General features: G+C 32.7%; 23 protein-coding genes. 13 read left to right on the top strand and 10 right to left on the bottom strand.

The genetic code is table 11. The features are described from left to right. Positions 1-86 precede the first annotated feature (86 nt). The 6 genes from ACQ654_RS19445 to radC form a co-directional block, all read right to left on the bottom strand. Positions 87-890 (bottom strand): hypothetical protein, encoded by an 804-nt coding sequence (locus ACQ654_RS19445; RefSeq protein WP_430412011.1) that lies wholly within the window; start codon positions 888-890, stop codon positions 87-89. A gap of 53 nt (positions 891-943) precedes the next feature. Further along, a complete protein-coding gene (locus tag ACQ654_RS19440; RefSeq protein ID WP_430412010.1) occupies positions 944-2,371 on the bottom strand; it encodes a DUF5723 family protein in 1,428 nt (475 codons plus the stop codon). Positions 2,372-2,390: 19 nt separating this feature from the next. Next, positions 2,391-2,945 carry a hypothetical protein gene (locus ACQ654_RS19435; RefSeq protein WP_430412009.1) on the bottom strand — a complete coding sequence of 185 codons (555 nt, stop codon included), beginning with the start codon at positions 2,943-2,945 and terminating at the stop codon, positions 2,391-2,393. Positions 2,946-3,078: 133 nt separating this feature from the next. Beyond that, complete coding sequence (locus tag ACQ654_RS19430) at positions 3,079-3,762, bottom strand: YjjG family noncanonical pyrimidine nucleotidase (RefSeq protein WP_430412008.1); 684 nt, start codon at positions 3,760-3,762, stop codon at positions 3,079-3,081. Then, positions 3,755-5,050, bottom strand: a complete 1,296-nt coding sequence (locus ACQ654_RS19425; RefSeq protein ID WP_430412007.1) for a polysaccharide deacetylase family protein — start codon at positions 5,048-5,050, stop codon at positions 3,755-3,757. The genes ACQ654_RS19430 and ACQ654_RS19425 overlap by 8 nt, the downstream gene beginning before the upstream one ends. After that, positions 5,051-5,746, bottom strand: coding sequence for a RadC family protein (gene radC, locus ACQ654_RS19420; RefSeq protein ID WP_430412006.1), 696 nt, complete (start codon positions 5,744-5,746; stop codon positions 5,051-5,053). Between the two features lie 178 nt (positions 5,747-5,924). Between radC and ACQ654_RS19415 the strand changes: the two genes are divergently transcribed. Further along, positions 5,925-6,380: a DUF1569 domain-containing protein gene (locus ACQ654_RS19415; protein WP_430412005.1), complete on the top strand. Its 456-nt coding sequence runs from the start codon at positions 5,925-5,927 to the stop codon at positions 6,378-6,380. A gap of 268 nt (positions 6,381-6,648) precedes the next feature. Here ACQ654_RS19415 and ACQ654_RS19410 read toward each other — a convergent pair whose 3' ends face one another. Both ACQ654_RS19410 and ACQ654_RS19405 read right to left on the bottom strand, forming a co-directional pair. Continuing rightward, positions 6,649-7,302 (bottom strand): hypothetical protein, encoded by a 654-nt coding sequence (locus ACQ654_RS19410; RefSeq protein ID WP_430412004.1) that lies wholly within the window; start codon positions 7,300-7,302, stop codon positions 6,649-6,651. A gap of 324 nt (positions 7,303-7,626) precedes the next feature. Then, a complete protein-coding gene (locus ACQ654_RS19405) occupies positions 7,627-8,982 on the bottom strand; it encodes a UDP-N-acetylmuramate--L-alanine ligase (protein ID WP_430412003.1) in 1,356 nt (451 codons plus the stop codon). 198 nt (positions 8,983-9,180) lie between these two features. Between ACQ654_RS19405 and ACQ654_RS19400 the strand changes: the two genes are divergently transcribed. The 3 genes from ACQ654_RS19400 to ACQ654_RS19390 are packed head-to-tail and all read left to right on the top strand — an operon-like array spanning position 9,181 to position 10,834. Then, positions 9,181-9,867 (top strand): hypothetical protein, encoded by a 687-nt coding sequence (locus ACQ654_RS19400; protein ID WP_430412002.1) that lies wholly within the window; start codon positions 9,181-9,183, stop codon positions 9,865-9,867. Next, the gene (locus ACQ654_RS19395; RefSeq protein WP_430412001.1) at positions 9,860-10,258 is read left to right on the top strand and encodes a hypothetical protein; all 399 of its coding nucleotides are present in this window, start codon (positions 9,860-9,862) and stop codon (positions 10,256-10,258) included. Before ACQ654_RS19400 ends, ACQ654_RS19395 begins: the two co-directional genes overlap by 8 nt. A gap of 36 nt (positions 10,259-10,294) precedes the next feature. After that, the gene (locus ACQ654_RS19390) at positions 10,295-10,834 is read left to right on the top strand and encodes a GNAT family N-acetyltransferase (RefSeq protein WP_430412000.1); all 540 of its coding nucleotides are present in this window, start codon (positions 10,295-10,297) and stop codon (positions 10,832-10,834) included. A gap of 9 nt (positions 10,835-10,843) precedes the next feature. Here the strand turns inward: ACQ654_RS19390 and ACQ654_RS19385 are convergent, their stop codons facing one another. Then, on the bottom strand, positions 10,844-11,200 hold the full coding sequence (locus ACQ654_RS19385) for a dihydroorotase (protein ID WP_430411999.1): 357 nt from the start codon (positions 11,198-11,200) through the stop codon (positions 10,844-10,846). 497 nt (positions 11,201-11,697) lie between these two features. On the opposite strand from ACQ654_RS19385, the gene ACQ654_RS19380 reads away from it, so the two are divergent. The 8 genes from ACQ654_RS19380 (at position 11,698) to ACQ654_RS19345 (ending at position 18,907) form a co-directional block, all read left to right on the top strand. After that, a complete protein-coding gene (locus ACQ654_RS19380; RefSeq protein WP_430411998.1) occupies positions 11,698-11,928 on the top strand; it encodes a hypothetical protein in 231 nt (76 codons plus the stop codon). 24 nt (positions 11,929-11,952) lie between these two features. After that, complete coding sequence (locus ACQ654_RS19375) at positions 11,953-12,678, top strand: GLPGLI family protein (protein ID WP_430411997.1); 726 nt, start codon at positions 11,953-11,955, stop codon at positions 12,676-12,678. A 2-nt stretch (positions 12,679-12,680) separates the two neighbouring features. Beyond that, positions 12,681-12,902 carry a hypothetical protein gene (locus ACQ654_RS19370; protein WP_430411996.1) on the top strand — a complete coding sequence of 74 codons (222 nt, stop codon included), beginning with the start codon at positions 12,681-12,683 and terminating at the stop codon, positions 12,900-12,902. Further along, a complete protein-coding gene (locus ACQ654_RS19365; protein ID WP_430411995.1) occupies positions 12,886-15,585 on the top strand; it encodes a carboxypeptidase-like regulatory domain-containing protein in 2,700 nt (899 codons plus the stop codon). Before ACQ654_RS19370 ends, ACQ654_RS19365 begins: the two co-directional genes overlap by 17 nt. A gap of 83 nt (positions 15,586-15,668) precedes the next feature. Continuing rightward, entirely contained in the window at positions 15,669-16,256 is a 588-nt protein-coding gene (locus tag ACQ654_RS19360; protein ID WP_430411994.1) for a 2OG-Fe(II) oxygenase, read from the top strand. Between the two features lie 47 nt (positions 16,257-16,303). Continuing rightward, positions 16,304-17,641 carry a hypothetical protein gene (locus tag ACQ654_RS19355; protein WP_430411993.1) on the top strand — a complete coding sequence of 446 codons (1,338 nt, stop codon included), beginning with the start codon at positions 16,304-16,306 and terminating at the stop codon, positions 17,639-17,641. 16 nt (positions 17,642-17,657) lie between these two features. After that, positions 17,658-18,419: a cyclase family protein gene (locus tag ACQ654_RS19350; protein WP_430411992.1), complete on the top strand. Its 762-nt coding sequence runs from the start codon at positions 17,658-17,660 to the stop codon at positions 18,417-18,419. 134 nt (positions 18,420-18,553) lie between these two features. Then, on the top strand, positions 18,554-18,907 hold the full coding sequence (locus ACQ654_RS19345) for a hypothetical protein (protein ID WP_430411991.1): 354 nt from the start codon (positions 18,554-18,556) through the stop codon (positions 18,905-18,907). 8 nt (positions 18,908-18,915) lie between these two features. On the opposite strand, the gene ACQ654_RS19340 is transcribed toward ACQ654_RS19345, so the two are convergent. Further along, positions 18,916-19,875, bottom strand: coding sequence for a tetratricopeptide repeat protein (locus tag ACQ654_RS19340; protein ID WP_430411990.1), 960 nt, complete (start codon positions 19,873-19,875; stop codon positions 18,916-18,918). Positions 19,876-20,177: 302 nt separating this feature from the next. Between ACQ654_RS19340 and ACQ654_RS19335 the strand changes: the two genes are divergently transcribed. Continuing rightward, positions 20,178-26,240 carry an alpha-2-macroglobulin family protein gene (locus ACQ654_RS19335; protein WP_430411989.1) on the top strand — a complete coding sequence of 2,021 codons (6,063 nt, stop codon included), beginning with the start codon at positions 20,178-20,180 and terminating at the stop codon, positions 26,238-26,240. Positions 26,241-26,572: the final 332 nt, after the last annotated feature.

Here is a 26,572-nt window from a genome sequence, read left to right as displayed (position 1 = left end):
CTAAGTCAAACGCTACATTTAAGTACTAATTGTATAAAAGGTAGTTAAACAATTTATAAAGAAAAGCTAACTGAGCGAAGTCGAAGCTAAAATTTCACATTTAATCCAGAAACTTGGTTTCCAGACATGGTTACATTAGACAACATCCATTTACCGTTTTCTTTGTACACAATAGCGTCTTTACCTTTGACAAGATATACATTCGGAATATTTGTTTTTAATAGAATCATCACCACTTTTGGCGTGCTATCAACCAATTGATATCCGTTTTCTAATGGTTGTGCATACAATACACCTGCTTTTACTTTGGTTACAGGCATGGTTTCAACTGTTTTTACTTCTTTAATCGTAACCATTTCTTTTACTGGAGGAGTCACTTCTTGCTTTACTTCTTCAATTTTTTCTGTAACAGCTTCTGTAATTACCTCTTTTACAGGCTCAATCACTTTTTTTATTTTGGCAGGTTTGTACGAATAGTTTTGTGCTTTCACATCTGCAAAAGCGATTCTAAGACTTTCATTATATGCTTTTTCGTATGCTTTTATTCGCGATTTTCCTTCTTGCGTTTCTAAAATAATTTGATTTGAACAATCTCGTAAGATAATTTTAGTTTTTGTAACAAACATTCCTGATGCATCATCTATATCTATATACAATGCCAAACATCTATCATCTGCTAAATCTTGCGGAAACGTTTCAGAATTATAGAGTGCATGAAATCCTTCTTTTTTAAATAGGAAACGCACCAACGAGTTTACACGATATTGATCATGTTTTTTTAAAAATTCAAACTCATACGGAATCACTACGTATTTGTAGTTGTCTAATTTTTGTGAAAAACCAGAAGCCGTTATGAATAGAAATATACTAATTGCTAGAAAACGTTTCATAATAATGATATTGTGTATTTGAGGCTCCAAAATAAGGATTTTATTGGAATTCGTTACTTTTTAGCGAGAGGAAAAATATAATTAAATCCGAGTTGTATAGAAGCGTAGTTTGCTTTGGCTAAATTTTGATATTCCAAGAGATTGTCTGCCATTAGATAAAAATTGACATTGCCAATATGCGAAGAAATTCCCAACCCAATATTTGTTTTCGAAAAACTATCAGCCGTATATGTAACTTTTCCACTTAAAAAGCTAAACAATCGACGGTAATAAAAGGCAGTTACAGCCGTTTGCGGTCTTCTTGATCTTCCAATGGCATACACTTGCAAACCAACTTCATTTAAATAATCGCCATCATCGGCGGTGCAATTACATTCTTTCAACACTTTTTTACCGTATTTATACGAAACAGAACCATTTAATTTTGGCGAACGCCAAGATGTATAATTTTTAGTAATGGTATCCAGTTCGAATAAATCTTCAAAAGTATTTTTAATTTCTTCCCAATATGCTGCTGCTGTTTGTCCAGAACCATTGTTTGGAAATAGCGGATTGACACCTTCAAATGTATAGGCGCCTTTTAGTGTGTATGTTTCGACATCTTTGGTATGATGAATAAACCCAATATCTTGAATGCTTCCCGTTACCGTCCATTGTTCTTTCGGATGATAGGTGAAACCCAAATCAAAACCTAAGCCTAAATTTCCACCAAAAAGTACACGCTTGCGTAATTCTTTAATCGCTTTTCCATTCCAATCATTTTGCCCATCGTTATCTAAGTCGATCAAAGAAGCATATCCAGAAGTTTGAAACGCCAAATCCAAATCAAATGTATGATTGTAAATATTATTTGTTCCTTCCGTAGTTAGAAAAGCACCGTTGTTGTTGGTCGATTTAAAGTTTAAAATACTTGAATAGATTTTTCCACGAAAACCATACGTCCACTTTTTATTCAACTTTGTGGTTAACCCTACATGCAATACGGAAATCAATTCGCCTTTCGCATTCAAATCACCTAAATCAAATACACGTCCAATATTATCACGATTTCCTTCATATGCTAATACGGCATAATCTTTTGGGAAATAAAAGTGAATGTCTGTTTCTTGATACAATCCAAAAGACAGGTATTTATTTTTTTCATAAGATGGCCCAATAGCAAATCCGCCACTAAATATTTCTAATTGTTGATTTATGGTAAAGAAATCATTTCGATCCATACTATACACAACACGTCTGAGTTTTTCATTAAAATCAACACCATTGTCAGCAAAAAGATCATATACAGAAGTTCCGGATGCACCAGCATTTAGGTGAATGTGAGATACTAATGGAATTCCAACATGCCATTTGTAATTTACTTCGGCACCAGGATTTGACAATAATGATTGCGGAATATCCGTAAAATTATACAGCAATTGCTTGTGCTGCGTGAAAGCAAAACAAGAGAAAAGAAATAGTATGAAACTGATTTTTTTCACTAAAAAAGCTATTGATTATTTATTGTGTATCTATTTCGAAAAAAAGTGTTGCCTTGGAGCGCATTTTTATATTTCCAGTACTTGTGTCATCTAATGGTTCTCCAGTAATACTTGGAAACATGGTTAAAACAAACTGCATACTTGTTGTATTCTTTAATTGATCTAGCGTTGCATCTTCAAAGATTTCTGTATGTATTTCTACTACTTCATTAGTTCCGCCAGCTCCTATGGAAATATCAAACGCATAGGTTACACTTCCATTTTCACCATACATCACAACATCCAAACGGAAAGCTCTATTGATAGTATTTGAAATATCAAAAAAGAATTCTGCACGTACCAAATTGTCTCTGATAAACTCTTCATTAAAAAAATTAAGTTCCAATGCGTCTTGCTCTACCACTAAAGCAGTTCCTGTAGGTTCTTGAAATTCTGAAGCAGGAAAGTCAAAAAAGACCAAGCTCGATTCTATAACTGGAGAAATAGACAAATCTTCTGCTTGTTCAAAATCTACATCTTTTACACACGAAGTGATTAAGACTAAAAGCAATATTGAAAAAATTCGCTGTAGCATTGAGTGTTTGATTTTAAAAATTAGTAACCGTTACTTCTAACTAAGTAATTCTTTTCTGTTCAAAAAAAATCAGAAGCAACTCTTTATCTTATAACAACTAACTTATTAAAAAAACGACGCTTTGATATTTTTATTACAGTATTTTCTCGATTTCGGTTAAGTGACGTACAATTGGACACAATGTATGATCGTATTTTTTGTCAAAATCTACATGAATTACTTGCATGTTTAGCGCCAATGCTCCTTTGATGTCTGCTTCGAAACTATCGCCAATCATCAATGCATTTTCGGGCGCTACATTTGCCAATTCTAATGCGTGATTAAATATTTTCGGATTTGGTTTTTTTACATCAACACTTTCTGAATCGATGATATGTTTAAAATAATCATAAATTCCGGACGCTTTTATTTTTCTGCGTTGCACATCTCTAAAACCATTGGTTATGATGTGTAATTTGTAGTTGTCTTGTAAATTTTCAAGCAATTCTTCAGTATATTCAAATAGATGATTGAACATTGATAAGTGTTCAATGTATTGTTCTGATAAATGATTGATCATCTCATCAGAAATGGCAACTTCTAATTGTGTAAAGGTTTTTGACAAACGTTGATAACGCAATTCAGATTTAGATATTTTTTCTTCACGAAATAAACGCCAATATTCTAAATTAATAGGCACATATATGTCTAAAAAACGATCCATATCTACAGGAATATTGTTTTCTGCTAAGATTTTTTTAAAGGTTAATGCTGAGTTTTTCTCAAAATCCCAAAGTGTGTGATCTAAATCAAAAAAAATATCTGTGATGTTATGCATTGCTGTACGCTTTTAATAAACTGATATACAATTCTTTCCATGCGGCATTGTTTTCTGACAGTACGACATTGTGAAATAAAGGCATAAAAGTACCATTAACTTTTTGTATTTCTGTTGCCATTTGCATGATTTCATCATTTGGCAACATCGTGTCTATTTTTCCTAAATATGCCATGCAAAACGGATGTACTTTTAACGGCGTTTGTATTTCCATGCCAATGTCGTAAAAGTAAAACGGGCTACAAGTTCCTGCTCTAAATCCGAGTGTATCATGATAGCCCATGGAATAATCTTCTGTAAATTCTAAGTCGATTAAATTTCTGTAGAATTTTGGCAAACTCAACATATTAAAATGCTGTCGTGCACGCTTCATTGGACGATTGATAATACTGTTTAACCGCTTTTTTTCAATCTTTAATTTTTCAATATCTGAAAAAGAATCGTACGAAGCTAACAGCCCAACTTTACTGTAATCTGAAACATTTTTGATCAATCTGACAAATACATTTTTATAGACAGAAATGTTATGATCGTGGGTTGAATAATCGCCAATTTGAAAAAAATACTGTGCTTGCGTTTTATATTCTTTATGTAGTTGGATGAATTCTTCAAAATTATCATACGGATCTTCGCGCATGCTTAATAACACAGCAGATCGGTCTAAAAATCGAGAAAAGCGCAATCGGAATATATCCGTCAAATAACCACCAAATGTTCTAATCATTCCACGTTTTTTGTACGCATATGCAATTGGAATATTGATAATAGGCATGTATGAAAATGAACGTTGTTCATACTCATTATCTTTAAATATTTCGAACTTTTCTTCTAAGATTTTTTTAAATTTCTGACACCAAATATCGACTACGGGTAAGGTTAGAAAATCGTGCTTAAACGCTAAACTTTCTTTTGCAGTATAGCGTCCGTGTTCATCTTTTACATATGGTAAATATTCTTCATATCTGCTCAATAGATAAAAACTTGCCGCAAAAATATCATATGGAATTGTACTTTTTTCACCTGCCATAAAAAAGCAAGGAATATCTTCCCATTCCAATACTTTAAATGCTACTTCTCCAATGCCTTGTTCAAATAATAAATCGTGACTACGGATAAAAAATTCATCCCCAAGCGGTTGCTTAGCGTACGACATTTTCACTTCATTGTGCGCAATAAACGTTTCAATTTTTGTTGTAAAATCGACAGGAATTCCTAGTATACGCGTAATTAGATGCTTGAATGTGTAACGTAATCTTGGAGTAATTTTTTGAGTGTATACAAGTAGCATTTAGAGTAAGTTTTCATCAGCGAAACTAAAATACTCTTTTTCTGTGATAATTAGATGATCTAATACTTTTATATCTATATTTTCTGCACCTAAACTTAACTTTTTGGTAATGGCTTTGTCCGCCGCACTTGGCTTCAACGTTCCTGATGGATGATTGTGTGCCAAAATAACGGCAACTGCACCAACTTCTAACGCCGTTTTTAAGACCAAACGAATGTCTACCAATGTTCCTGTAATTCCGCCTTTACTGAGTCGTATTTTTTTTAAAATTTTATTTGAATTATTGAGATAGATAATCCAGAATTCTTCATGCGGTAATTCTCCAATAATTGGATGCATGATTTCAAAAACCATTCTACTTGAACTAATTTTTTTGAGTTCAACTTTGGTTTCTATTTGTCTTCGTTTGCCCAATTCTAATGCTGCAATTATTGTAATTGCTTTTACCTGTCCAACTCCTTTAAACTTTTTCAATTGATCTTCAGACAGTTTTGCGAGTTCATTTAAATTTCCACTTACGGAAGCCAAAATACGCTTGGAAAGCGATACCGCACTTTCATCTTTACTTCCCAATCGAATTAAAATGGCAAGCAATTCAGCATCACTTAGTACTGTTTTTCCTTTGAGTGCCAACTTTTCACGCGGTCTATCATCTTCTGACCAATATTTGATTGATTTCAAATGTTTGTCTTCCATTTTTAGTATATTTTTTTAAAACTACTCGTTTTACTTCAAGAAAACCAGTAATACTTCGTGAGCGTTAAAAAAATTATATAAGCGTTAATTTTAAACGTTTTTTTCGCTTTTTTATAATGATTACCTTACTTTTAGATATTGAACTCGTTTATGCGAGTTTACTCTTAATTTATATTTTATGAAATCACTTTTTGATATAACTACACATGATGAAATTCTGAATAGAATTGACAAAGTTTCCACAGATTCAATGCCGTCTTGGGGGAAAATGAACGTAGGACAAATGTTTGCGCATTGCCAAATGCCTTTAGAAATTGCAATGGAAAAACGGACATTAAGTGCCAAGAAACCTGGTTTTATGAAACGATTGCTATTTAAACTGTATAAACCTTTAATGTATAATGATAAAGCTTGGAGTAAAAATTTACCAACAGTGCGAGATTTTATCGTGAATGATGCCAAAGATGTGGACGTTGAAAAAGCAAAATTGTCCAATCTTGTTTCAGAATTTCATCAATATAAAGATACTGATGAATTTCCGCCGCATCCAATGTTTGGAAAATTTACCAATGAACAATGGGGAAAAATGCAATACAAACATTTAGACCATCATTTGAATCAATTTGGTGTTTAAAAAAAGATAAAAGACCGCTTCGCTGTTAAATTATAGGACAGAATGACAACTAACTGAAAACAGGGTTAAAACCTATATACAAAGAGACTGTCTAAAAAGCTACTACTTTCATTACGAGAAATTCTTAATTTTGAAATAATCTATTAATCAATAACTTAAATTTTACAGATTGCTTCATTTTATTCGCAATGACGACTTTTCAAACAGACTCTTTTGAATGGCATTTTAGATACGTACTATATGGCAAATAGTACGTAATAACACTAAACTATTGCACATTATAGGATACTAAACGTCTTTCCATTACATGGACATCTTGACTTGCAAAAGAACAGGTATTAAGTATTTTTCCTATTCCATCTGCGTAGTAATTTTTATCAAGTGCCGGAAACACTTCTAAACTTGGAATTTCTTTAGCATACACTTTCATCCATTCACAATCAAAACTTCCTGCTTCTGTTGAAATTGTTTCAACACCTTCTCCTCTAGCGGTACACAATTGTAAAAATTCATTTGCATTTAGTAAAAATTCTTGATCATCTTCCCGTGAAAACTCAACTTGACCTACATCTGTAATAAGATACCCTAGAGAGTCACGAAAATTCACAAACCGTTCTCCATTTGGAGCACATAAAGCAGCGTTTGTTTCATTACCCGATGTACGTATTCTAAATTTATAAAATTCATTCCCGTTAATCATTTCTGTATCAACAATTGTAACAGAATCAATAACGCCTGTATCGTTAAAGACACTAGAAAGTATATTTTCTCTTCGGTAATATTTGTATACCCAAGAGTTTCCTACGCGCAACGCATAAAAACTTTCTTCTGGTTCAGGAATTGAATTGTCGTCACTAGAGCATGAGACGCATACACATATAAGTGCAAATACTAGACATGCCAGCACGAATGGTTTTTTCATAATTAGTCGATTTATATAGTTGTAAAAAGTAATTATGAAACGATAGAATTCGGGTTTAATTGGTTCAGTATGTTCCCTTAACGTAGTATTTTATACTTTAGTGTATGTGCTACTAAAAGTTTACAACTTTACAATTTATAGAATTCATTTAGATTTGACATCGTCGTCATTAACATAACAGGAAATACAAAAGAGTGCTACACACACTAATAAAAAAGATTTTCTCATACTAGTTTTTAAATTGATTGTTAAAAAAGTAATGATGAGATATAGTGTGTTTGTTTTTGTGGGTTCTTATTATGTGTAACGTATATTTTTGTGTTTTTAGTGTATGTGTTGCTTAAATGCTTTAAAATCCAATCCGCCATAATTTCCAGAACTCATTAATAATAAGGCAGTTTCATTTAATGACTGACTAAATAAATATTCTTTAAATGCTGTTGGATCTGTGTAAATAATTAAATCGTCACGCTCAAAAGCTTCCGCAATTTGTGTTTTTGAAACTTCTTCCAACTGCTTTATTTGAACCGCATGTGGCGAATAGAAAACAACTGCTTTGTCTGCCGCATTTAACGCACCTTTGTATTCTTTTAAAAATTCAGCATTTAAACTACTATAGGTATGTAATTCCAAACATGCTAAAACTGTTCGATCTGCATATTGTTCTTTTACAGCTTGCGTTGTTGCCTTTACTTTGCTTGGCGAATGTGCAAAATCTTTATAAACTACTGTAGAATTGTGTTCGGCAATTTTCTCCAAACGTTTGCTTGCGCCCTTAAAGGTTGAAATTGCTTCATAGAAATCTTCTTCATCTACGCCAATATGTTGACAAATCCATTTGGCACCAGCCAGATTGTTCAAGTTGTGTTTTCCAAATATTTCAATTGGCATCAAACCATCAGGCGTTTCTAGTAAAGTTTCTCCGTTTTCAATGCTGTAATTTGGTGTTTTATAACTTAGCTTGCGAATTGGATTTTCTGAAGCTTCCACAACACGAACTACCTCAGCATCTTCTTCATTGTAATTAATGCTTCCGCCTTTTGTGATAGAATCTACAAAGATTTGAAACTGCTCTACATAATTTTCATACGTTGGAAATACGTTGATATGATCCCACGCAATTCCGCTTAACAAGGCAATATTTGGTTGATATAAATGAAATTTCGGTCTACGATCAATTGGTGATGATAAATATTCATCGCCTTCTAAAATGATAAAATCGTTTTCTTCTGTAAGATGCACCATCGTTTCAAAACCTTCTAATTGCGCACCAACCATATAATCTACAGCAATATCATGATAGTTTAATACATGAAGAATCATTGATGTAATAGTTGTTTTTCCATGACTTCCGCCAATAACCACACGCGTTTTGTATTTTGATTGTTCGTATAAAAATTCTGGATACGAATAGATCGTTACGCCTAATTCTTGCGCTTTTAGCAACTCAGTATTATCAGGTTTGGCGTGCATTCCTAAAATAATTGCATCTAAATCTGTAGTAATTTTTTCAGGAAACCAACCAAAGGCTTCTGGTAACAATCCTTTTGCTTGCAAACGTCCTTTTGACGGTTCAAAAATAACGTCATCACTTCCAGTAATTTGATATCCTTTTGCATGTAATGCCAAGGCTAAGTTGTGCATGGCGCTTCCACCAATAGCTATAAAATGTATTCGCATGAGTTGTAGAATTCTAAAGTGTAAAGATAAAAGGGTTTTTTGGTTTTTGGGAATTTTATTTTAGTAGATATAAAAGCATTCTTATTAAATGTAAACGAAGTCAGCTGTTTAATTTTTAAGCACTAAACCATCTTTAAAATCATTTTCTTTTCCTAAATTGAAAACAGATTAAATTTAAGAAAACATTACAACTAAACTATGGGGCTTTTCGATTTTCTAAGTTCAAAACCAACAGAAAAAAAACAAACAGAAAAATTAGTCAACTACGTATACAATATTGTGAAAAATGACAGTGGTGTTCGCGTTGAAGATGCTATCTGCCTTAGTGCAACAATAGTAGCTGAAAGATGCATTGTACTTGCTGACGAGTATAATATAAACAAACATGATTTTGAACCTGGTTCGGCTATTTTTTCAGACAAAATAAATGAGTTACTTGCTGGATCTGTAGCTGTTGAAAATTGGAGTGATGTACCAAGTGAAAGCATTTTTGGAACGATTAGAGATAAAATTAAATCAAAGTTTCCTATTGCATCTTTTCCTTCTGTAATAGCAATTTTCGAAAATTATGCGCAATATGTTGGCACAGCAGAATGGGGAAATATACCGCTAACTGTTCCAAAAGACAACGCACCATTTTTATTTCCTTTAAGAGCTGGATATGAATCAAGAAAGTATGTTGAAAAACATGTCTCCTCAGAAAACAATACGCAATCTTTATCTATAGCCATAAATGCACTCACACATATTCTTATTGAAACGAAAACTGCAATAAATTCTTCCGTAGCATTAAGTCTAACTTTTGAACTTATCAATGGAATGTCAAAAATGGCAACTATGACGGACGATAAAATGAATGAGCTGAACGCAACATTAAATGGATAAAGAAATTAACAAATGTATCGAATGTAAAAGTGAATACTTTTCGGCTACTTCTAAAATGAAGAATCTTTGTCCTGACTGCGCACATAAACTGTACAACTATCCGCGCTGTTTTCATAAATTTGAAAATGGACGCTGTGTCAAATGTTATTGGAATGGAAAAACTTCTGAATACATTCAAGAAAAAAAGAAAAGAATTGCCAAAAAGCTTAAAAACGCAAAAATGAATGTCATCTTAGCTATGATAGTATTAGCTGTTGCTTTTATGTTTTTTGGATTGGGATTACTTAACGGCGGCATATCATATTTTGGACTTTTTGGATTAATCGTTGGTGGACGATTTTTGGTTCAAGCTCGAAAGTATAAGAAAGAATTAAGCGCAGGTAATCTTTAAGTTATTTCTCTTATTTTTGTTAGAAATCTAAAACTAATGATTAAAGTTGATGACACTATTGTTTTAAAAAAACTGGAACTTACAGACGCTCCAGCCATTTTTAATATCATAGATTCTCAACGAATATACTTAGGAAAATGGTTGCCTTTTGTCGCTTTTACCAAAGAACTAACCGACAGTGAACAATTTGTAGCGAATGTGCTCAACACACCTATTCAAAAACTAGAATTTACATACGCCATTCGAAAAGATGATATATTAATTGGCATCATAGGAAATAAAAACACGGACAAGCTCAACAAAAAAACAGAAATTGGCTATTGGCTTTCGAAAGATTTCCAAGGACAAGGTATCATTACCAAATCTGTAACAAAACTGTGTAGTTTTATTTTTAACAAACTACGCTTCAATCGCGTTGAAATTAAGTGCGCCGTTGGCAATGCTCCAAGTAGCAACGTTCCGAAAAGATTAGGATTCACTTTTGAAGGTATTGAACGCCAAGGCGAATGGATTAAAGAAAATGTGTATTATGATGTGGAAGTATATAGTAAACTCAAATCTGAAAGATTCAACTAACAAACTCCTCTAATTCATTACCAACTCTTTTCCCTTGATAGCTTCATCAATCGCTACGGTTACATACTTGTGACTATTAAAAAACAACTTTTTAGAAGTCAATTTAATCGTTGCAATTAAGCTTCCGTCTTTGTTTTCTTTTACAGAAGTAACTTCAACCTTTTCGCCAACAACATTGGTATAATTAGCAATACCGCCTTTTTTTACAATAAAATTGGCTTTGGGAAAATTAATAAATTCATAACTATTATTTACAACCTTTCCAATCGTAAAAATGGTTCCAATTTTAATATCAGAATTGGAACTTTGTGCATATATGACATTCGAAAAAAGCCCTATCATGAGCGCTAACAAAATCTTATTCATAAGAAGTAAAATTAAAATGATTACTCCCCTAAAAATAATCATAAAATAAATTATCTCCCCTAAAAATTACTAAATATTTAATTTCCTGATACTTCCAAAAAATCTAAAGGAATCAAACTTACTCATAAATGGAAGAAATATACCTTCACTATATTACGACTCGACTTAAGTTGTATTCACTCAAATTTTTGGATTTCAGCAAACTATTTACATTGATGAGATTGTTTTTGAGTGATGTATCTACATATTGAAAAAATTAAATATTAAAAAATAGTACTATTTACGGAAAACCTCAAGGAACTAAAAAAAATTCTTTTTTATTTTGTTGAAAATAACAGACTATAAAGTAGGATTTTTATATTAATCAAATTTTTATTACTTTTAACTATTATAGTTTATTTCCCAATTAAAAATCTTGAATCTGTTATAAATAGTTGCAAAGGCGTAAACTGAAAAGCCTAAAAAAAAGTACGTTAAATCATATTTAAACTAATTCAATGAAAACATTCACACTATTCTCAACGATGTGCTTATTGCTATGTAGCATAACATTTGCACATTCAGAATCGAAAAAAAAATTAACTGAATATGCTGATCCTGACTGTTGGAATATGGCAATTGATATATATCATGTTTTTGAAGATACAGGACATGACCGAGAAAAATGTGTTGAAATGGCTATTTGGACATATGAGCTTTGCGTAGAATTAGAGGAAGATCTTGATTAATTTTAAATTTAAATTTAAGTAAACATGAAAAAATATCTTCTCATACTAATATTTACGGCCTCACAGTTTGCCATAGCACAGAAATCATCAGGTGTTGTAACCTACAAAGTACAAACCGACGAAATTAATGTAACAAATAAAAATATAAATAACGTATCAAAACGCATCATTGAGAGTTTTCCCAAATATGCTAAGTATTTGTCTTTCACTCTAAACTTTACTAAAAAAGAAGCACTATTTTCCCTTGATAAAACCTTAGAACTTGATGGAAATGATAGAATTTTTCTAAAATACACAAAAACTAGAGCTGGGAAAGCTACTTACTATTGCAACTTAGAAACAAATACGCGACTTGTTGAAAAGAGTTTTTTAGGTAATGAATTTTTAGTGAATAGTATTTTTAACGATACACCTTGGAAAATTACCAATGAAACGAAAAAAATAGACGGATACACTTGTTATAAAGCTTATTATTTAGATTCCGATAATCCACTTTTATTTAAGCCCCGAAAAGTTACAGCTTGGTTTACTCTACAAGTTCCAGTCCCATACGGACCAAAAGGTTATGGTGGTTTACCAGGTTTAATATTAGAACTTAAAGAAGGACCACTAACTTTTTTCGTTTCCGATATAACTCTTAAGTCCTTAAATCTCAAAATTAAACGTCCTATAAAAGGGAAAAAAATAGCAAAAGAAGAATTTGCCGCCATCGTTTTAAATAAATCTAAACAATTTGAAAAAAGTAAATAGTGATGAAAAAAAACACCCTTGCTTTAATTGCCCTATTTTGTATTGTGAATTTTGCTATAGCGGAAGAAATTAAACTCATAGATCCTCCTGGGATGTTTCAAGAAGTTGACTGCACTGAAATGGCATTTAATTTATATGATGAATTAATTTATCAAGAAGTTGACTTAGAAACTGCCTCTGAGACTGCTTTCATGACATTAATTGAATGTGAGTCGAAAAACTAGTCTTTCTATAAAGTTTCAAAGATATATCTTAACAGCACTGTTGCTAATCACAGTGCTTTATTCTTCAAATGCGCAAACGCTTACACTATCAGGAAAAATACAAGATTCTATAGGAAAACCGCTTGCTTTTGCAAATATAATTGCCCAATCTGAAATTGAGGAAAGTTTTAACCACGCTATATCTGACGAAGAAGGAAGATATCGATTGATATTAAGAAAAGAGGTAAATTATGCCATAACGATCACATATCTTGGCTACAGACCAAAAAAAATTTCTTTTAAAAAAAATAAGAATCATGTTCAAAACTTTATGTTAATTCCCAATACTGAGGAATTAGAACAAGTTACTTTAAACTATACGCCACCAATCGTTATAAAGAAGGATACAATTGCATACAGCGTTTCTTCATTTGTTTCTGGTAAAGAACGAAAATTAAGAGATGTACTCAAAAAACTTCCAGGTGTTGAGGTTGATAAAGATGGTAACGTTTTGGTCAGAGGTAAAAAAGTAACAAAAGTCTTAGTGGAAGGCAAACTCTTCTTTACAGGAAATAGTAAACTTGCTGTAAATAATATTCCTGCCAATGCCGTCGAAACCGTAGTTGTGTTAGATAATTATTCGGACGTTGCATTTTTAAAAGGTCTTGAAGATAGTGATGAAATGGCTATGAATATTGAATTGAAAGAAGATAAAAAAAAGTTCCTCTTTGGAGAAATAGAGACCGCTACTGGAATAACCAATCGGTATACAATTCACCCGACACTATATTATTACAGTCCTAAAACCACCGTAAATTTCATTGGAGATTTAAATAATATTGGAGAAAAATCATTTACGTTAAAAGATTATTTAGATTTTGAAGGTGGCGTTAGTAGATTGTTAACCGATTCACAGTCGTATTTTTCTTTATATACGAATGATTTTGCTCGTTTTTTACGCAATCGTGATTACACAGAAAGTAAGCAGCAATTTGGCGCTTTTAATCTAGACAAAGAGTTGAATGACAATTTTTCGTTTTCTAGTTATGGTATTTTTTCAAATTCTAAAACTGAAACTCAAGAATCTCTTCAAAATCAATACATAGGAAATGATAATCTGAATGAACTTAGAGAAAGAAATTCCCAAAATACGATTACCTTCGGTATTGCAAAAGCCTCTTTATCTTACGTTCCCAATGAGGATACGGAGTTTTCTTCTGAATCGCTCCTAAAACTATCAGATAACAATCAAAATGGTAATACACAAACCACATCAACAGCTAGAAATGCAATAATTAATACTAAGTATACAAACATAAATAGTGCATTTAAAGAACAACTTCAATGGCATAAGCGTTTTAATAAAAAAAATGTAAGTAGCATACTTATAAACTATCAATATGAGCAAAGTACTCCTCAATTCAATTGGAATACAAATCAAACATTACTCACAGGATTAATTCCGATTGTAAACGAAGATTTAATTGATATTTACAACGATAAATCTACGCAAAGTCAATCCATACAAAGTATTATTAAACATTATAAAATACTTAGTGCCAACCATCATTTGTATGTTAGTTTGGGTAATAATTTTACACATGATCACTACAATACTTTTGAATATCAACGATTGGAAGATGAAAGTATTAATAATTTTACATCAAATGGTTTTAACAATAGAACACGACTCACTTTTAATGATTTTTTCTCTGGTATTGAATACAAATTCAAAAAAAATATATTCACAATCAAAACAGGACTAATTTATCATAATTATGCATGGAAGATTGATCAATTTGAAGAAGAGAATTCTCGAAATAAAAATATTTTTTTACCTGAATTAACTGCAAATGTAGACTTTAGCAATTCTAAAAAATTGGTATTAAAATATCGTAAAAAAATAAGATTTCCAACCATTTCGCAACTTGCCAATCGGTTAACACTATTGGATTTTAACAGTGTATACCGAGGAAATAATACGCTGGAAAACCAACGCTTTCACGATATCAATTTAAATTTTTACAGATTCAGTATGTATCGAGATATATTATATACAATCTCAGTAAATTTTAGAAAAAGTGATCGAAATATTAAAAATGCGACTCAAATTCAAGGTATTGACTATATTTCAACACCTTTTTTACTTGAAAATGAAGATCTCTTTTGGCAATTTGGAGGTTCTTTACGAAAGGGATTTAAAGCCATAAAACTATCATTAAAATCAAACGTCTCGCTGTCAACTTATTTTAGACCTATTAATAATGAACTTATCAAAGCATCTTCTAACAATTATGCTTTCAAATTTGACGCAGAGACAAAATTTAAGAATTTTCCAAATCTTCAATTAGGAATAGACAAACGTTTTTCAGAATACAATTCCATTACTAATACATCGTTTGAAAATACTATTATTTCGGGAACTGTTGATGTTAATTTTTTAAAGAACTTTACATTTAATATTGATTATCAACACGAACGTTATGTAAACAAAACTATGAATCAGTCTAATGATTTCAATATCGGAAACACAGCATTAAGTTATCAGAAAAATGAAAGTCCATGGAATTTTGAATTTTCCGTCTCTAATATGTTTAATGTCGAATTTAAACGCAGAAATACTTTTTCTACCTTGTTGGTATCAGATCAACAAATCTTTATTTTCCCGCGGATTTTCATGTTTAAGGTCATTTACACGTTATAACTTCACTGATAATCATTATTTCTGCAATGCATACTTTCCATTAAATTAACTATATTGTTTGTTTATAAAAATACGTGACTTATATGGCAATCAACTATTCTTTTGGACTTCCACTTAAACATAACTTTGCAGAATTTGTATCCTATGAAGGACTTTTTCTTCCGCATGAAGTGAATATGATTCTAAACTTTTGGGATGATGATAAAACGATTAAAGCAACACTAGCTGGAGAAAATCAATATGATGACGAATTGCGAAAAAGTTCTGTCATGTTTATTGAAAACACACAACAAAATGATTGGATTTATCACAAATTAGCTGGACTCGCCATTAATTGCAATAATGAACGCTATTGGTTCGATTTACTAGGCTTTCATCAAGAATTACAATTGACACGCTATTCAGAAGGCGATTTTTTTGATTGGCATTTAGATTTTGGCGCAGGAGAAATTTCGGCACGAAAACTAAGTATGACAATTCAACTCTCGGAATCCGATGAATATGAAGGTGGCGATTTGGAATTTATGATTAACCAAAAAATAGTAAAAGCACCACGAAAAAAAGGAACGATCATTATTTTTCCTTCATTCATTATTCATCGTATCACTCCTATTACGAAAGGTGTCCGACAATCTATTGTGGGCTGGGTTTCTGGTCCGCCGTATAGATAATCTTCACTACATTTGTTAAAGCGCATCAACGGCTGCTAAAAATTTTTATGAAAAAACTAATCCTGTTTTTATATCTCATTTCAAGCATATCGCTTCAAGCGCAAGATTTGAATGCGATTTTTGAAAATTGTTTAATTTCAGATACGAAAAGTAATATTGCACGCGCAAATCCAATTTATGTAGTTGAAATTGATGAAACTAACAATCGTATCAAAACCAATTATACACAACTTGAAAAGTTATTGGTTAAAGCAACAGGCAATCAATCGTGGTTTATAACGCAAAGTGAAGAAGCGTCTACGATTGTTGAAATAAAAAATGTAGATGTCAATTCTGGTTGGATTACGCTTGGCGAAACCTATGCAGGAGTCTTTAACATGGATGAAGGCGAAACGTTGGAGTTTTTCAATCCGTTTATCAATTATGAAATCATACAGAATAAACCGCTATTTGAAACTTATCCAACACATATAAAAGACAAATATATCAACTATATACAATCTGGCGGCATCATCAAAAAAGCTAAAAACGACTATGTATTACTAACACCAGTTGTCTTTGGAGCGCATGAAAAAAGATCCATTTATTATGCAACAAGTTCTGATTTAGAAAACTGGACATTTCACGATGAAAAAATACTTAGTACAGATCAAATTCCGTTTGCAAAGGCAACAGGAAATGTATTCAGCACAGGAAACCCGTTAGCGTTAAAAGATGGTACATTCTTAGTATTACTTGCGGTAGAACAACCAAACGGAAACTACACATCTGCATATATGCTGTTGAATAAAAAGCTTGAAATTGTACAAGCACCAAAAGAAATCAATATTCCAGAATGGCATGATGAACAGCAAAACAGTTTCCCGTTAGCAATTACAAAACACGATGGTGTATTTAGAGTGTTGTTTCACAAAAGAACGAAACGAGCTGTTGCATCAGAAGTACATGAAATGACCACAAAAAACATTTTAAAAGCATTTGACAATAACAAAGGAATTCTTTCTACAAAAATAATTCAGCAAGCAAAAAACGAAACTGGATATTTACACGGAAAAGTAGATGATGCAAGTTATATAACATTCAATTCAGAACTATATATATTGCTAGGAAGTGAAGAATTGCCATCTGAGTATTTAACGTCTTTCAATCGTGAATATGGTTTGCTAAAGCTTGAAAACGATGAATGGGTTCACGACAAACGCAGTCCATTAATCGTAAATCCGATGACAATACACAATAAATATCCTGAATACGAATGGGCTTCTGATCATTTAGGTGGTTTTATTTCTCCGATATTTCATAATAATTATCTGTATTTATTTTTAACTTTCGGAACCGACAATCCTGATTATTTACTTTCGGGAATTAAAGTAAAAACAAACTAACCTAACATTTTCTACCATGAAAATCATCGACTTATCCAAACCGATTCAATACAACAAAAACGATCCTTGGTTTATGAAAGTAAAAATCAAGCATAAACCACATCGGAAAGCCAAATGGTTGATTCGCGTATTGGGATTGCCTTTTAGATTATTTCCAAAAGGATTTACAGGTTGGGCAGATGATACAATTCAGAAAATGGGCGTGCATTCTACCACACATATTGATGCGCCTTGGCATTATTCGCCAACGGTAAATGGTGAAAAAGCAAAAACAATTGATGAAGTTCCACTCGATTGGTGTTATGGTCAAGGAATTGTGATTGACATGAAACACAAAGCTGATTTTGATGCGATTACGGTGGAAGATATTACAACGTTTTTGGAAGAAAATAAGTTAACTATTGAACCTAAAATGATTGTCTTAATCAAAACGGGAAGAGACAAATTTAACGGAACAAAAGACTTTCATAAGATTGGCACAGGAATGAGCGCCGAAGCTACCGAATGGTTGATTGACAAAGGTATTAAAGTTATGGGAATTGATTCTTGGGGCTGGGATTTGCCATTACCACATATGCTAAAAAAAGCCAAAGAAACTGGAGATTCAGAATTATTTTGGGAAGCACATTTGGTCGGACAACGCAAAGAATATTGCCATATGGAACAATTGGTCAACTTAGACGCACTTCCGTATTCAGGCTTTAAAGTTGCGGTATTTCCGTTAAAAATTGTTGGTGCTTCTGCGGCGCCTGCAAGAGTTGTAGCAATGATGGAGTAGAATCATATGAGCAAAAAATACTCCACTATAATTAAATTGCAGATTTGAGAATACTTCTACATCTTTAAAAAAATAATTTGAAATATTCTATATTTCGTAGAGTCTATATTGTGAAAAACCTCCTTACGCTATTAATGTTACTTTTCACTTTCAGTAATTACGCTCAAGAAAAAAAATGTGCTGATTTCAAAACTGGTGAATTTCGATATGTAGATAAAAATATGTTTGATAAAATTATTCGAACTGACTCATTACAAACTGAGACAAATCCAGATGATAATACCATAGTAAAAACTACGCTTGAATGGACATCTGAATGTAAATATGTAATGACTTACAGTGAAATTCTAAATTATAAAAAAGATGTAAGCGGAATTATTGGAAAGAAAATCTATTGTGAAATTTTAGAAATAAATGGTAATCGAATAAAAGTGCACGTCAAAAGTACTACGGTGGATGAAATTCTCGAATTCATTAAAATTCAATGAATACAATATCACATCCCCAAAATAACTGCCTTTTGCTTCTTAAAAGGTTTCAACTCTTTTTCAGCCAACGCTTTATCAATCCACTTTAGTGCTTCTTGTTTGTTGCGTTTGTGTTTGAATATTTGTGCCAAACGGTAATATGCCCACGATTTTGGAACACCATCTTTAGCCGTGTAGTTTTCAATATAAATGTACAAGCACTTCTCCCCTTTTTCGAGTTCTAAGTTGTACTCTGCCGCCACTTTTCCAATTTGGTAATGCAATGCATTTCGTTGGTGTTTTTGATGTGCTTTTTCAATATTTGCAATGGCTTTTTTGGGTTGTTTTTGTTTTTCGTATAAATCGGTTAGCTTTTTATAACATGTTAATGAACCACCAATTTCAATCGCCATTTTATAATATTTCTCAGCCAATTCTGGTTCGTCATCGTATTCATAAATATAGCCTTTCGCTAAATATCCATCTACTTTTGACAAATTTTGAAGTTCGTTGGCGTATTTCATAGAAGTTCGTTTGCTTCCACCAACAATACCTGGCAATTGCATGTACAATTCTACCAATGCCCAACGTGTATCTATATGAGTTGGATCGAGTTCCGCCGCTTTTTTAAACGATCGTTTAATGTCACCAATCAAACCCAACGCACGAAATTTATTTACATTCAACGCTTTCATGCCCATTGCGCCACCATATTTGTAATGGTAATTTGCATTGGAATCGTCCATTTCTACCAACTTTTCGTAGTTATCAATGGCTTCGTCCCAGTTTTCTTGATAGCCGTATGCATCACCTAAAAACTCGATAAACTGCTTATTATTTGGCGATTTATCCAATTCCGATTCTATCACCGTAATTGCTTTATTGTATTGTTTCTTTGCAAATAAATCGGTTACCGTTTCGGAAGGTGTTTGACTCCACAAAAACATTGGAGTGCATACAAAAAGTAGAAAATAGTATTTCACGCGCATAAATTTTAGTTTTTTTACTAATAGCAGCTATTGTTCCAAAGATAAGATTTCATCTGTTTATATACATATTTTTTCTATTCTAGAAAGTAAATCTCAGCCAAACAACTCTTTGCCATTACACTTCACATTCATTATTGCTATAAATCTATTTTTGGAATGCTCTTTGTTATTTACAAAATAATAATTCATAGTTAGAACGTATTGTTTTTAAAATTCTTACTTTACATACGTAAAAGATACCAACTTGGTTTATGCCAATGTAGTTACAAATCGCGTTCTATGTGTGATCAAATTTTAACAGAATGAAAAACATCCTTACCATATTTATGATTGTATTATTTAGTCAATTTTCAAATGCCCAACAAAGTTATTCCGACTTATGGAAAGAAGTAGCAACTTTTGAGAAGAAAGGCTTGACTAAATCTGCATTTGAGAAAGTTTCGGAAATTTCCAAGCGTGCCAAAAACGATCAAAACAATCCACAAATCATTAAAACATTTTTACACAAAGCAAAGTATCAATTGATTTTGGAAGAAGATGCACAGTTGACAATTATTAATGAGTTGAAAGCCGCAATAGGTACACAACAATTTCCCGCAAAAAACATTTTACAAAACATCTTGGGAAGTATGTATTGGCAATATTATGCTAATAATAGATATACATTTCATCAACGAACAGAAACCTCAGAAAAAATAGATGCAACCGATTTTAGAACCTGGGATTTAAATACACTTTTTAAAGAAATATTTACACATTTCGATGCGTCGCTTACAAATACAGATCAGTTGCAAAAACTAGATTTGAAAATGTATGACGAAATTATTATACGAGAGAAAGATTCTAGAATTTACCGTCCAACACTGTATGATTTCCTAGCGCACAACGCATTGATTTTTTATAAATCGGATGAAAATAACTTAACAAGACCTTCGTATGCATTTGCAATAGATAATCCAGAATATTTGTGTGATGCAACGCTTTTTGCCGACATAGATTTAACAACACAAGATACACTTTCTTTGGAAGCAAAAGCTCTAAAAGTTTATCAAGACTTAATTCGTTTTCACTTAAAAGATAAAACACCAGAAGCGTTAATTAATGTAAACATTGAACGTTTATATTATGTAAAACAAAAAGCTACATTTGACAATAAAACTGAAAAACTTATTGAAGCGTTTCAGAATGAAAAAACAACCTATAGTTCACATCCATATTCAGGAATGTACGATGCCGAAACCGCTGTTTTATACCAACGACAAGCTTCGTTATACAATTCTATTAGCAAACCAGAATATCAATGGAGTTACAAAAAAGCAATAGAATTGTGTGATGCTGTCATTGCAAAATTTCCAAAAAGTGTTGCTGGAAAAAAATGTAAAATCATAAAGCATGGCATTGAACAACCGATCTTTAGCATTCTTACAGAAAATTATTTACCTATCGACCAAGCTTCAAAATTATTAATTACCTATAAAAATACAGATCGTTTATATTTTTCTACAAGTACAATTTCGTTAGCGCAATACCATCAACTTTCAAAGTTATATAACAAAGAAGATCGGTTTGCATTTCTACAAAAACTCACAACACAACAACAGTGGAATGTACAATTGCCAACGGAAAACGATTATCAATCCCATACTACAGAAGTTACTGTACCAAAACTTCCAAACGGTTATCATGTAATAATGGCATCCAAAACTTCTGATTTACAAAAAGATATGTTTGCATTTGGTACGGTTCAAGTGACAAATATGGCGTTAGTTCATAAAAACACGACAAAGAATTCCATCTTCCAGTTAATGGATAGAAATACAGGAAAACCGATTGTAAATCAAAAAATGGATTTCAAATATTCTGAAAGAAGTTCCAAAGATGAACTCACAAAAACAATGACAACTGATGCTACAGGAAGTGTTGTGTTTGATAATGCTTATAGTTTACGAAATGTACACATTCATATAAAAAATGATACCGAAACTGCCTATTTTGGGCAATATTATATATACAAAAGTAGAAGAAGCGCAAATACTGATCCGAAAGTAAATCTATTTTTCTTTACAGATAGAAGCATTTACAGACCTTCGCAAACGCTCTATTTTAAAGGTATTTCAGTAAAAACTGAGAATGCAAAATCGATCGTATTTAAAAATCAAAAAGTTACAGTTACGTTACGTGATGCAAATAATCAAGAAGTTACCGAGCAAACTTTTGTAACCAATGAATATGGTTCAATCAAAGGTGAATTTATCATCCCAAATTCAGGACTTACTGGAAATTTTTCGTTACAAGCAACCATAGAAGGATTTGGGAATGTTGGAAGAACCAACTTTTCTGTAGAAGAGTACAAACGTCCAAAATTTGAAGCCAATTTTCTTCCTGTAAAGGAAAGCTATAGTATAAATGATGATGTAATTGCCAAAGGAAATGCAAAAGCGTTTGCAGGTAGTAACATTTCTGATGCAAAAGTAAGTTATACGGTAAAACGCACGCCACGTTATCCTATTTGGGCCTTTTGGAGACGTCCATATATACAAACTGCGGCGCAACAAATTACGACAGGAGAAACAACAACAGATGCTTCGGGTAACTTTGAAATTTCGTTTAAAGCAATTCCCGATCTCAAAGCAGACAAAACATTATTGCCCGTTTTTGATTATGAAGTTTCTGCCGATATTACAGATATTAATGGAGAAACCAGAAGTACAACAACAACTATTCATGTTGGATATCATACGCTAACTGCCACTATTAATATTGACAAAAAGTTAGATGCTTCCAAAAAAGATCATACGCTTGAAGTACTGACTAAAAATTTAAATGGTGAAAAAGTTGTTGCAAAAGGAACTATAACCATTCACAAATTACAAGTGCCAGATCGCGTGTTGCGAAAACGTCCTTGGGCAGTTCCAGATTATAAAATGCTTTCTGAAAGTGAATTTAAAACACAATTTCCGCATGATGCTTATTCGCGTGAAGAATTAGATTATAAACAATGGAAAAAAGGGAAAGAAGTATTTAATAAATCGTTTGATACTGAAACTGCTTCCAACATTGAACTCGGCAGAATAAAACGTTGGGAATCTGGAAAATATATCATTGAGCTAAAAACGAAAGATGCCAATGGCATGGAAATTAAAGACATTACATATACTGATGTCTGGAATGACAACGATGAGAGTACGGCAGATCAAAAACTATTGGATGTTTCTGTTGATAAAACATCGTATACACCAAACGAAACTGTACTCGTTACTATCGCTTCTGCTACAAAAAATATAAACGTAACGGTTGATATTGAAAAAGGTCATGAAATTATTAATACATATGTTATTTCTTTAAAAGATGGAAAGCAACAACTAGAAATTCCTGTCTTAAAAACGGATGAAGGTGGTTTTATAATTCACTGTACAACAACTATTTTTAATAGTATTGTAGAAAAACAAGTTCGTGTTTTAGTAGCGTATCTACCATCAGAATTGCAAATTGAAACAACAACATTTAGAGATAAGTTAAAACCTGGACAACAAGAAACTTGGAGTTTTCGTATCAAAGGTCCAAAAGGCGAAAAAGTAGCATCCGAATTATTAACAAGTATGTATGATGCTTCGTTGGATGAATTTAAATCGCATCAATGGCAATTTTCACCTTTATCGCAACCAACATATTACAGTTCGGTAGCCATCAATGGTTCGCAAAGTTTTGGTACTTCCGGATTTACACGCTATCATGATTATAAATCTCAATATTACAATACGCAATCGTATGACAAACTAAATTGGTTTGGCTTTCGCATGTATATTTACAAAGGTTACTTTAAATCAAAAAATGTATTAAGAGCAAGTCAAAGAGTATCATACAACATGCAAAATGCAAGCAGTGGAATTGAAGTTGTCAATGATGCTGAAATGGTGGAAGAAGAAGTTTCGTTCGCTATGACAGAAGTGTCAACAATTACTGCTGATAGCGTACCACCTCCAAGTGCATCCGCAGCTAAAAAGGACGAAGCTACAACTATTGTTCCGCGTAAAAATCTGCAAGAAACTGCATTTTTCTTTCCACAATTACAAACAGATGCTGACGGAAATGTTTCGTTTAGTTTTACAACTCCCGAAGCATTAACCAAGTGGAAATTGCAATTGTTAGCACACACGAAAGAGTTACATTCGGCAACGAAAACTTTAACTACGGTTACACAAAAAGAACTCATGGTATTACCTAATGTACCGCGTTTTTTACGTGAAGGTGATAAAATTGTAATTAGTAGTAAAATATCAAATCTTTCAGAAAAAACACTGAATGGAGAAGCCATGTTGCAACTGACAAATCCGATTAATGGAAATGATATCAATCCTGCTTTATTTCCACGATTAGGAAACCCAAAACAATCATTTACGGTTGATGCGGAAGGCAATACACAAGTTTCTTGGACATTATATATTCCGGAAAATATTCAGGCAGTTCAATATACCATTACTGCAAAAGCAGGCGCATTCAGCGACGGAGAACAAGGTGCATTACCCGTATTATCAAATAGAATGTTAGTGACAGAAACGCTTCCAATGTGGATTCGTTCTAACGAAACAAAAACATTTACATTGGATAAACTTGCTACAAATAATTCAAGCACGTTACAACATCACAAACTGAGTTTGGAAGTAACTTCCAATCCGGCTTGGTATGCCGTACAAGCGTTACCATATTTGATGGAATATCCGTATGAATGTGCAGAACAAACATTCTCGCGTTACTATGCAAATGCATTGGCAAGTCATATTGCAAATAGCAATCCAAGAATTCAAGCAGTATTCAATCAATGGAAATCTTCGGATGCGTTGTTGAGTAATTTAGAGAAGAATCAAGAATTGAAATCGTTGTTAATTCAAGAAACACCTTGGGTTCGTGATGCACAATCAGAAAGTGAACAAAAGAAACGAATTGCGTTATTATTCGATCTAAATCGAATGAAAAATGAACAATCAAATATTAGTAATAAGCTAGAACAAATGCAGTATGCGTCAGGTGGTTTTCCTTGGTTTAAAGGCGGACGTGCCAACCGATTCATCACACAACACATTATTGCAGGTTATGGACATTTAGACAAACTTGGCGTAGATATTTATGCTTCAAACAAAACGTCATCAATTATTGAAAAAGCCATCACATATTTAGATACGGAGTTTGTAAAAGAGTATGAAGACATTCGTAAATACAATAAAAAAGAAGACCTTTCTAAAGATCATTTATCATATTCGCAACTGCATTATTTATACATGCGAAGTTTCTTTCCTCAATTTGAAAAATCGAAAGAAGTATTAGACATTTCAGATTATTACAAAGGGCAAATCACCAAATATTGGTTAAAAAGAAGTTTATATGCAAAAGGATTAATGGCATTGGTTTCGCACCGAATGGATAATCCGAAAACGGCAAAAACTATTCTACGTTCGTTAGAAGAAAACAGCATTACAAGTGACGAATTGGGCATGTACTGGAAAGCAAATACGGCTTCTTGGTATTGGTATCAGGCGCCAATTGAAACGCAGGCGTTGATGATTGAAGTGTTTTCAGAAATGTCAAGTGATGTTGCTACAATTGATAATTTAAAGATTTGGTTATTGAAGAATAAACAAACCAATCGTTGGTCAACAACCAAAGCAACTTCGGACGCTGTATACGCGCTGTTATTACAAGGAAGCGATTGGCTTTCGGTGACAGATATGGTGGATGTTACGATTGGAAATCAAACAATTTCGCCAACTACTTTAGAGAATGTAAAAGTAGAAGCTGGCACAGGTTATTTTAAAACGTCTTGGAACGGAAATGAAGTAACTCCAGAAATGGCAAAAGTTACGTTAACGAAAAAAGGTGACGGAATCGCTTGGGGCGGATTGTACTGGCAATATTTTGAAGATTTAGACAAAATTACAACGGCAGAAACTTCATTGAAATTGAAAAAGAAATTGTTCAAACGTACGTATGGAGATGCTGGAGAAGTGATCACGGCAATTGACGAAAACACAAAATTAGAAGTTGGCGATTTGGTTCGTGTTCGAATTGAATTACGCAACGACAGAGTTATGGAATTTGTGCATATGAAAGATATGCGTGCGGCTGGTTTAGAACCCATCAATGTGTTATCGCACTACAAATGGCAAGATGGTTTGGGCTATTATGAAAGTACAAAAGATGCAAGTACAAATTTCTTTTTTGACTATTTACCGAAAGGTGTTTTTGTGTTTGAATACGATTTACGGGTGAATAATACGGGAGAATTTTCTAACGGAATTACGACCATTCAAAGTATGTACGCGCCAGAATTTAGCAGTCATAGTGAAGGTGTTCGCGTGAAAGTGGATTAATTGGATTAATTGTTAGAAAGAAACACTTTTACATTTTTAATTTCGTTATTCGTTATTCGTTATTCAAAAACAACTCACTTTGTCAGATTGAGTGGATTTCCGAAATAGATTTGCATCGAGAGCTACTTAGAAGTTACACATGCTTCTCGATACAATTTTCTTCTTTTCATTTCGACTCAACTCAATATAGCACATTTTAAAAATCACTCGAAGTGACAGTGAATACTGTGACTAATAACTACTTTTTTATTGACCATTCTTTCCTTACCAAGTAAAATTACCTGTAAATACGCATAATATACCCGAATTCAATTTTGAGAGAAATTACGCTT

Origin of the sequence: Kordia sp. (assembly GCF_965283645.1) — a bacterium.
In the GTDB taxonomy this organism is placed as follows: Bacteria; Bacteroidota; Bacteroidia; order Flavobacteriales; family Flavobacteriaceae; genus Kordia.
The sequence above is the reverse complement of the archived record's forward strand: the minus strand, read 5'-3'. Positions and strand labels throughout refer to the sequence as shown.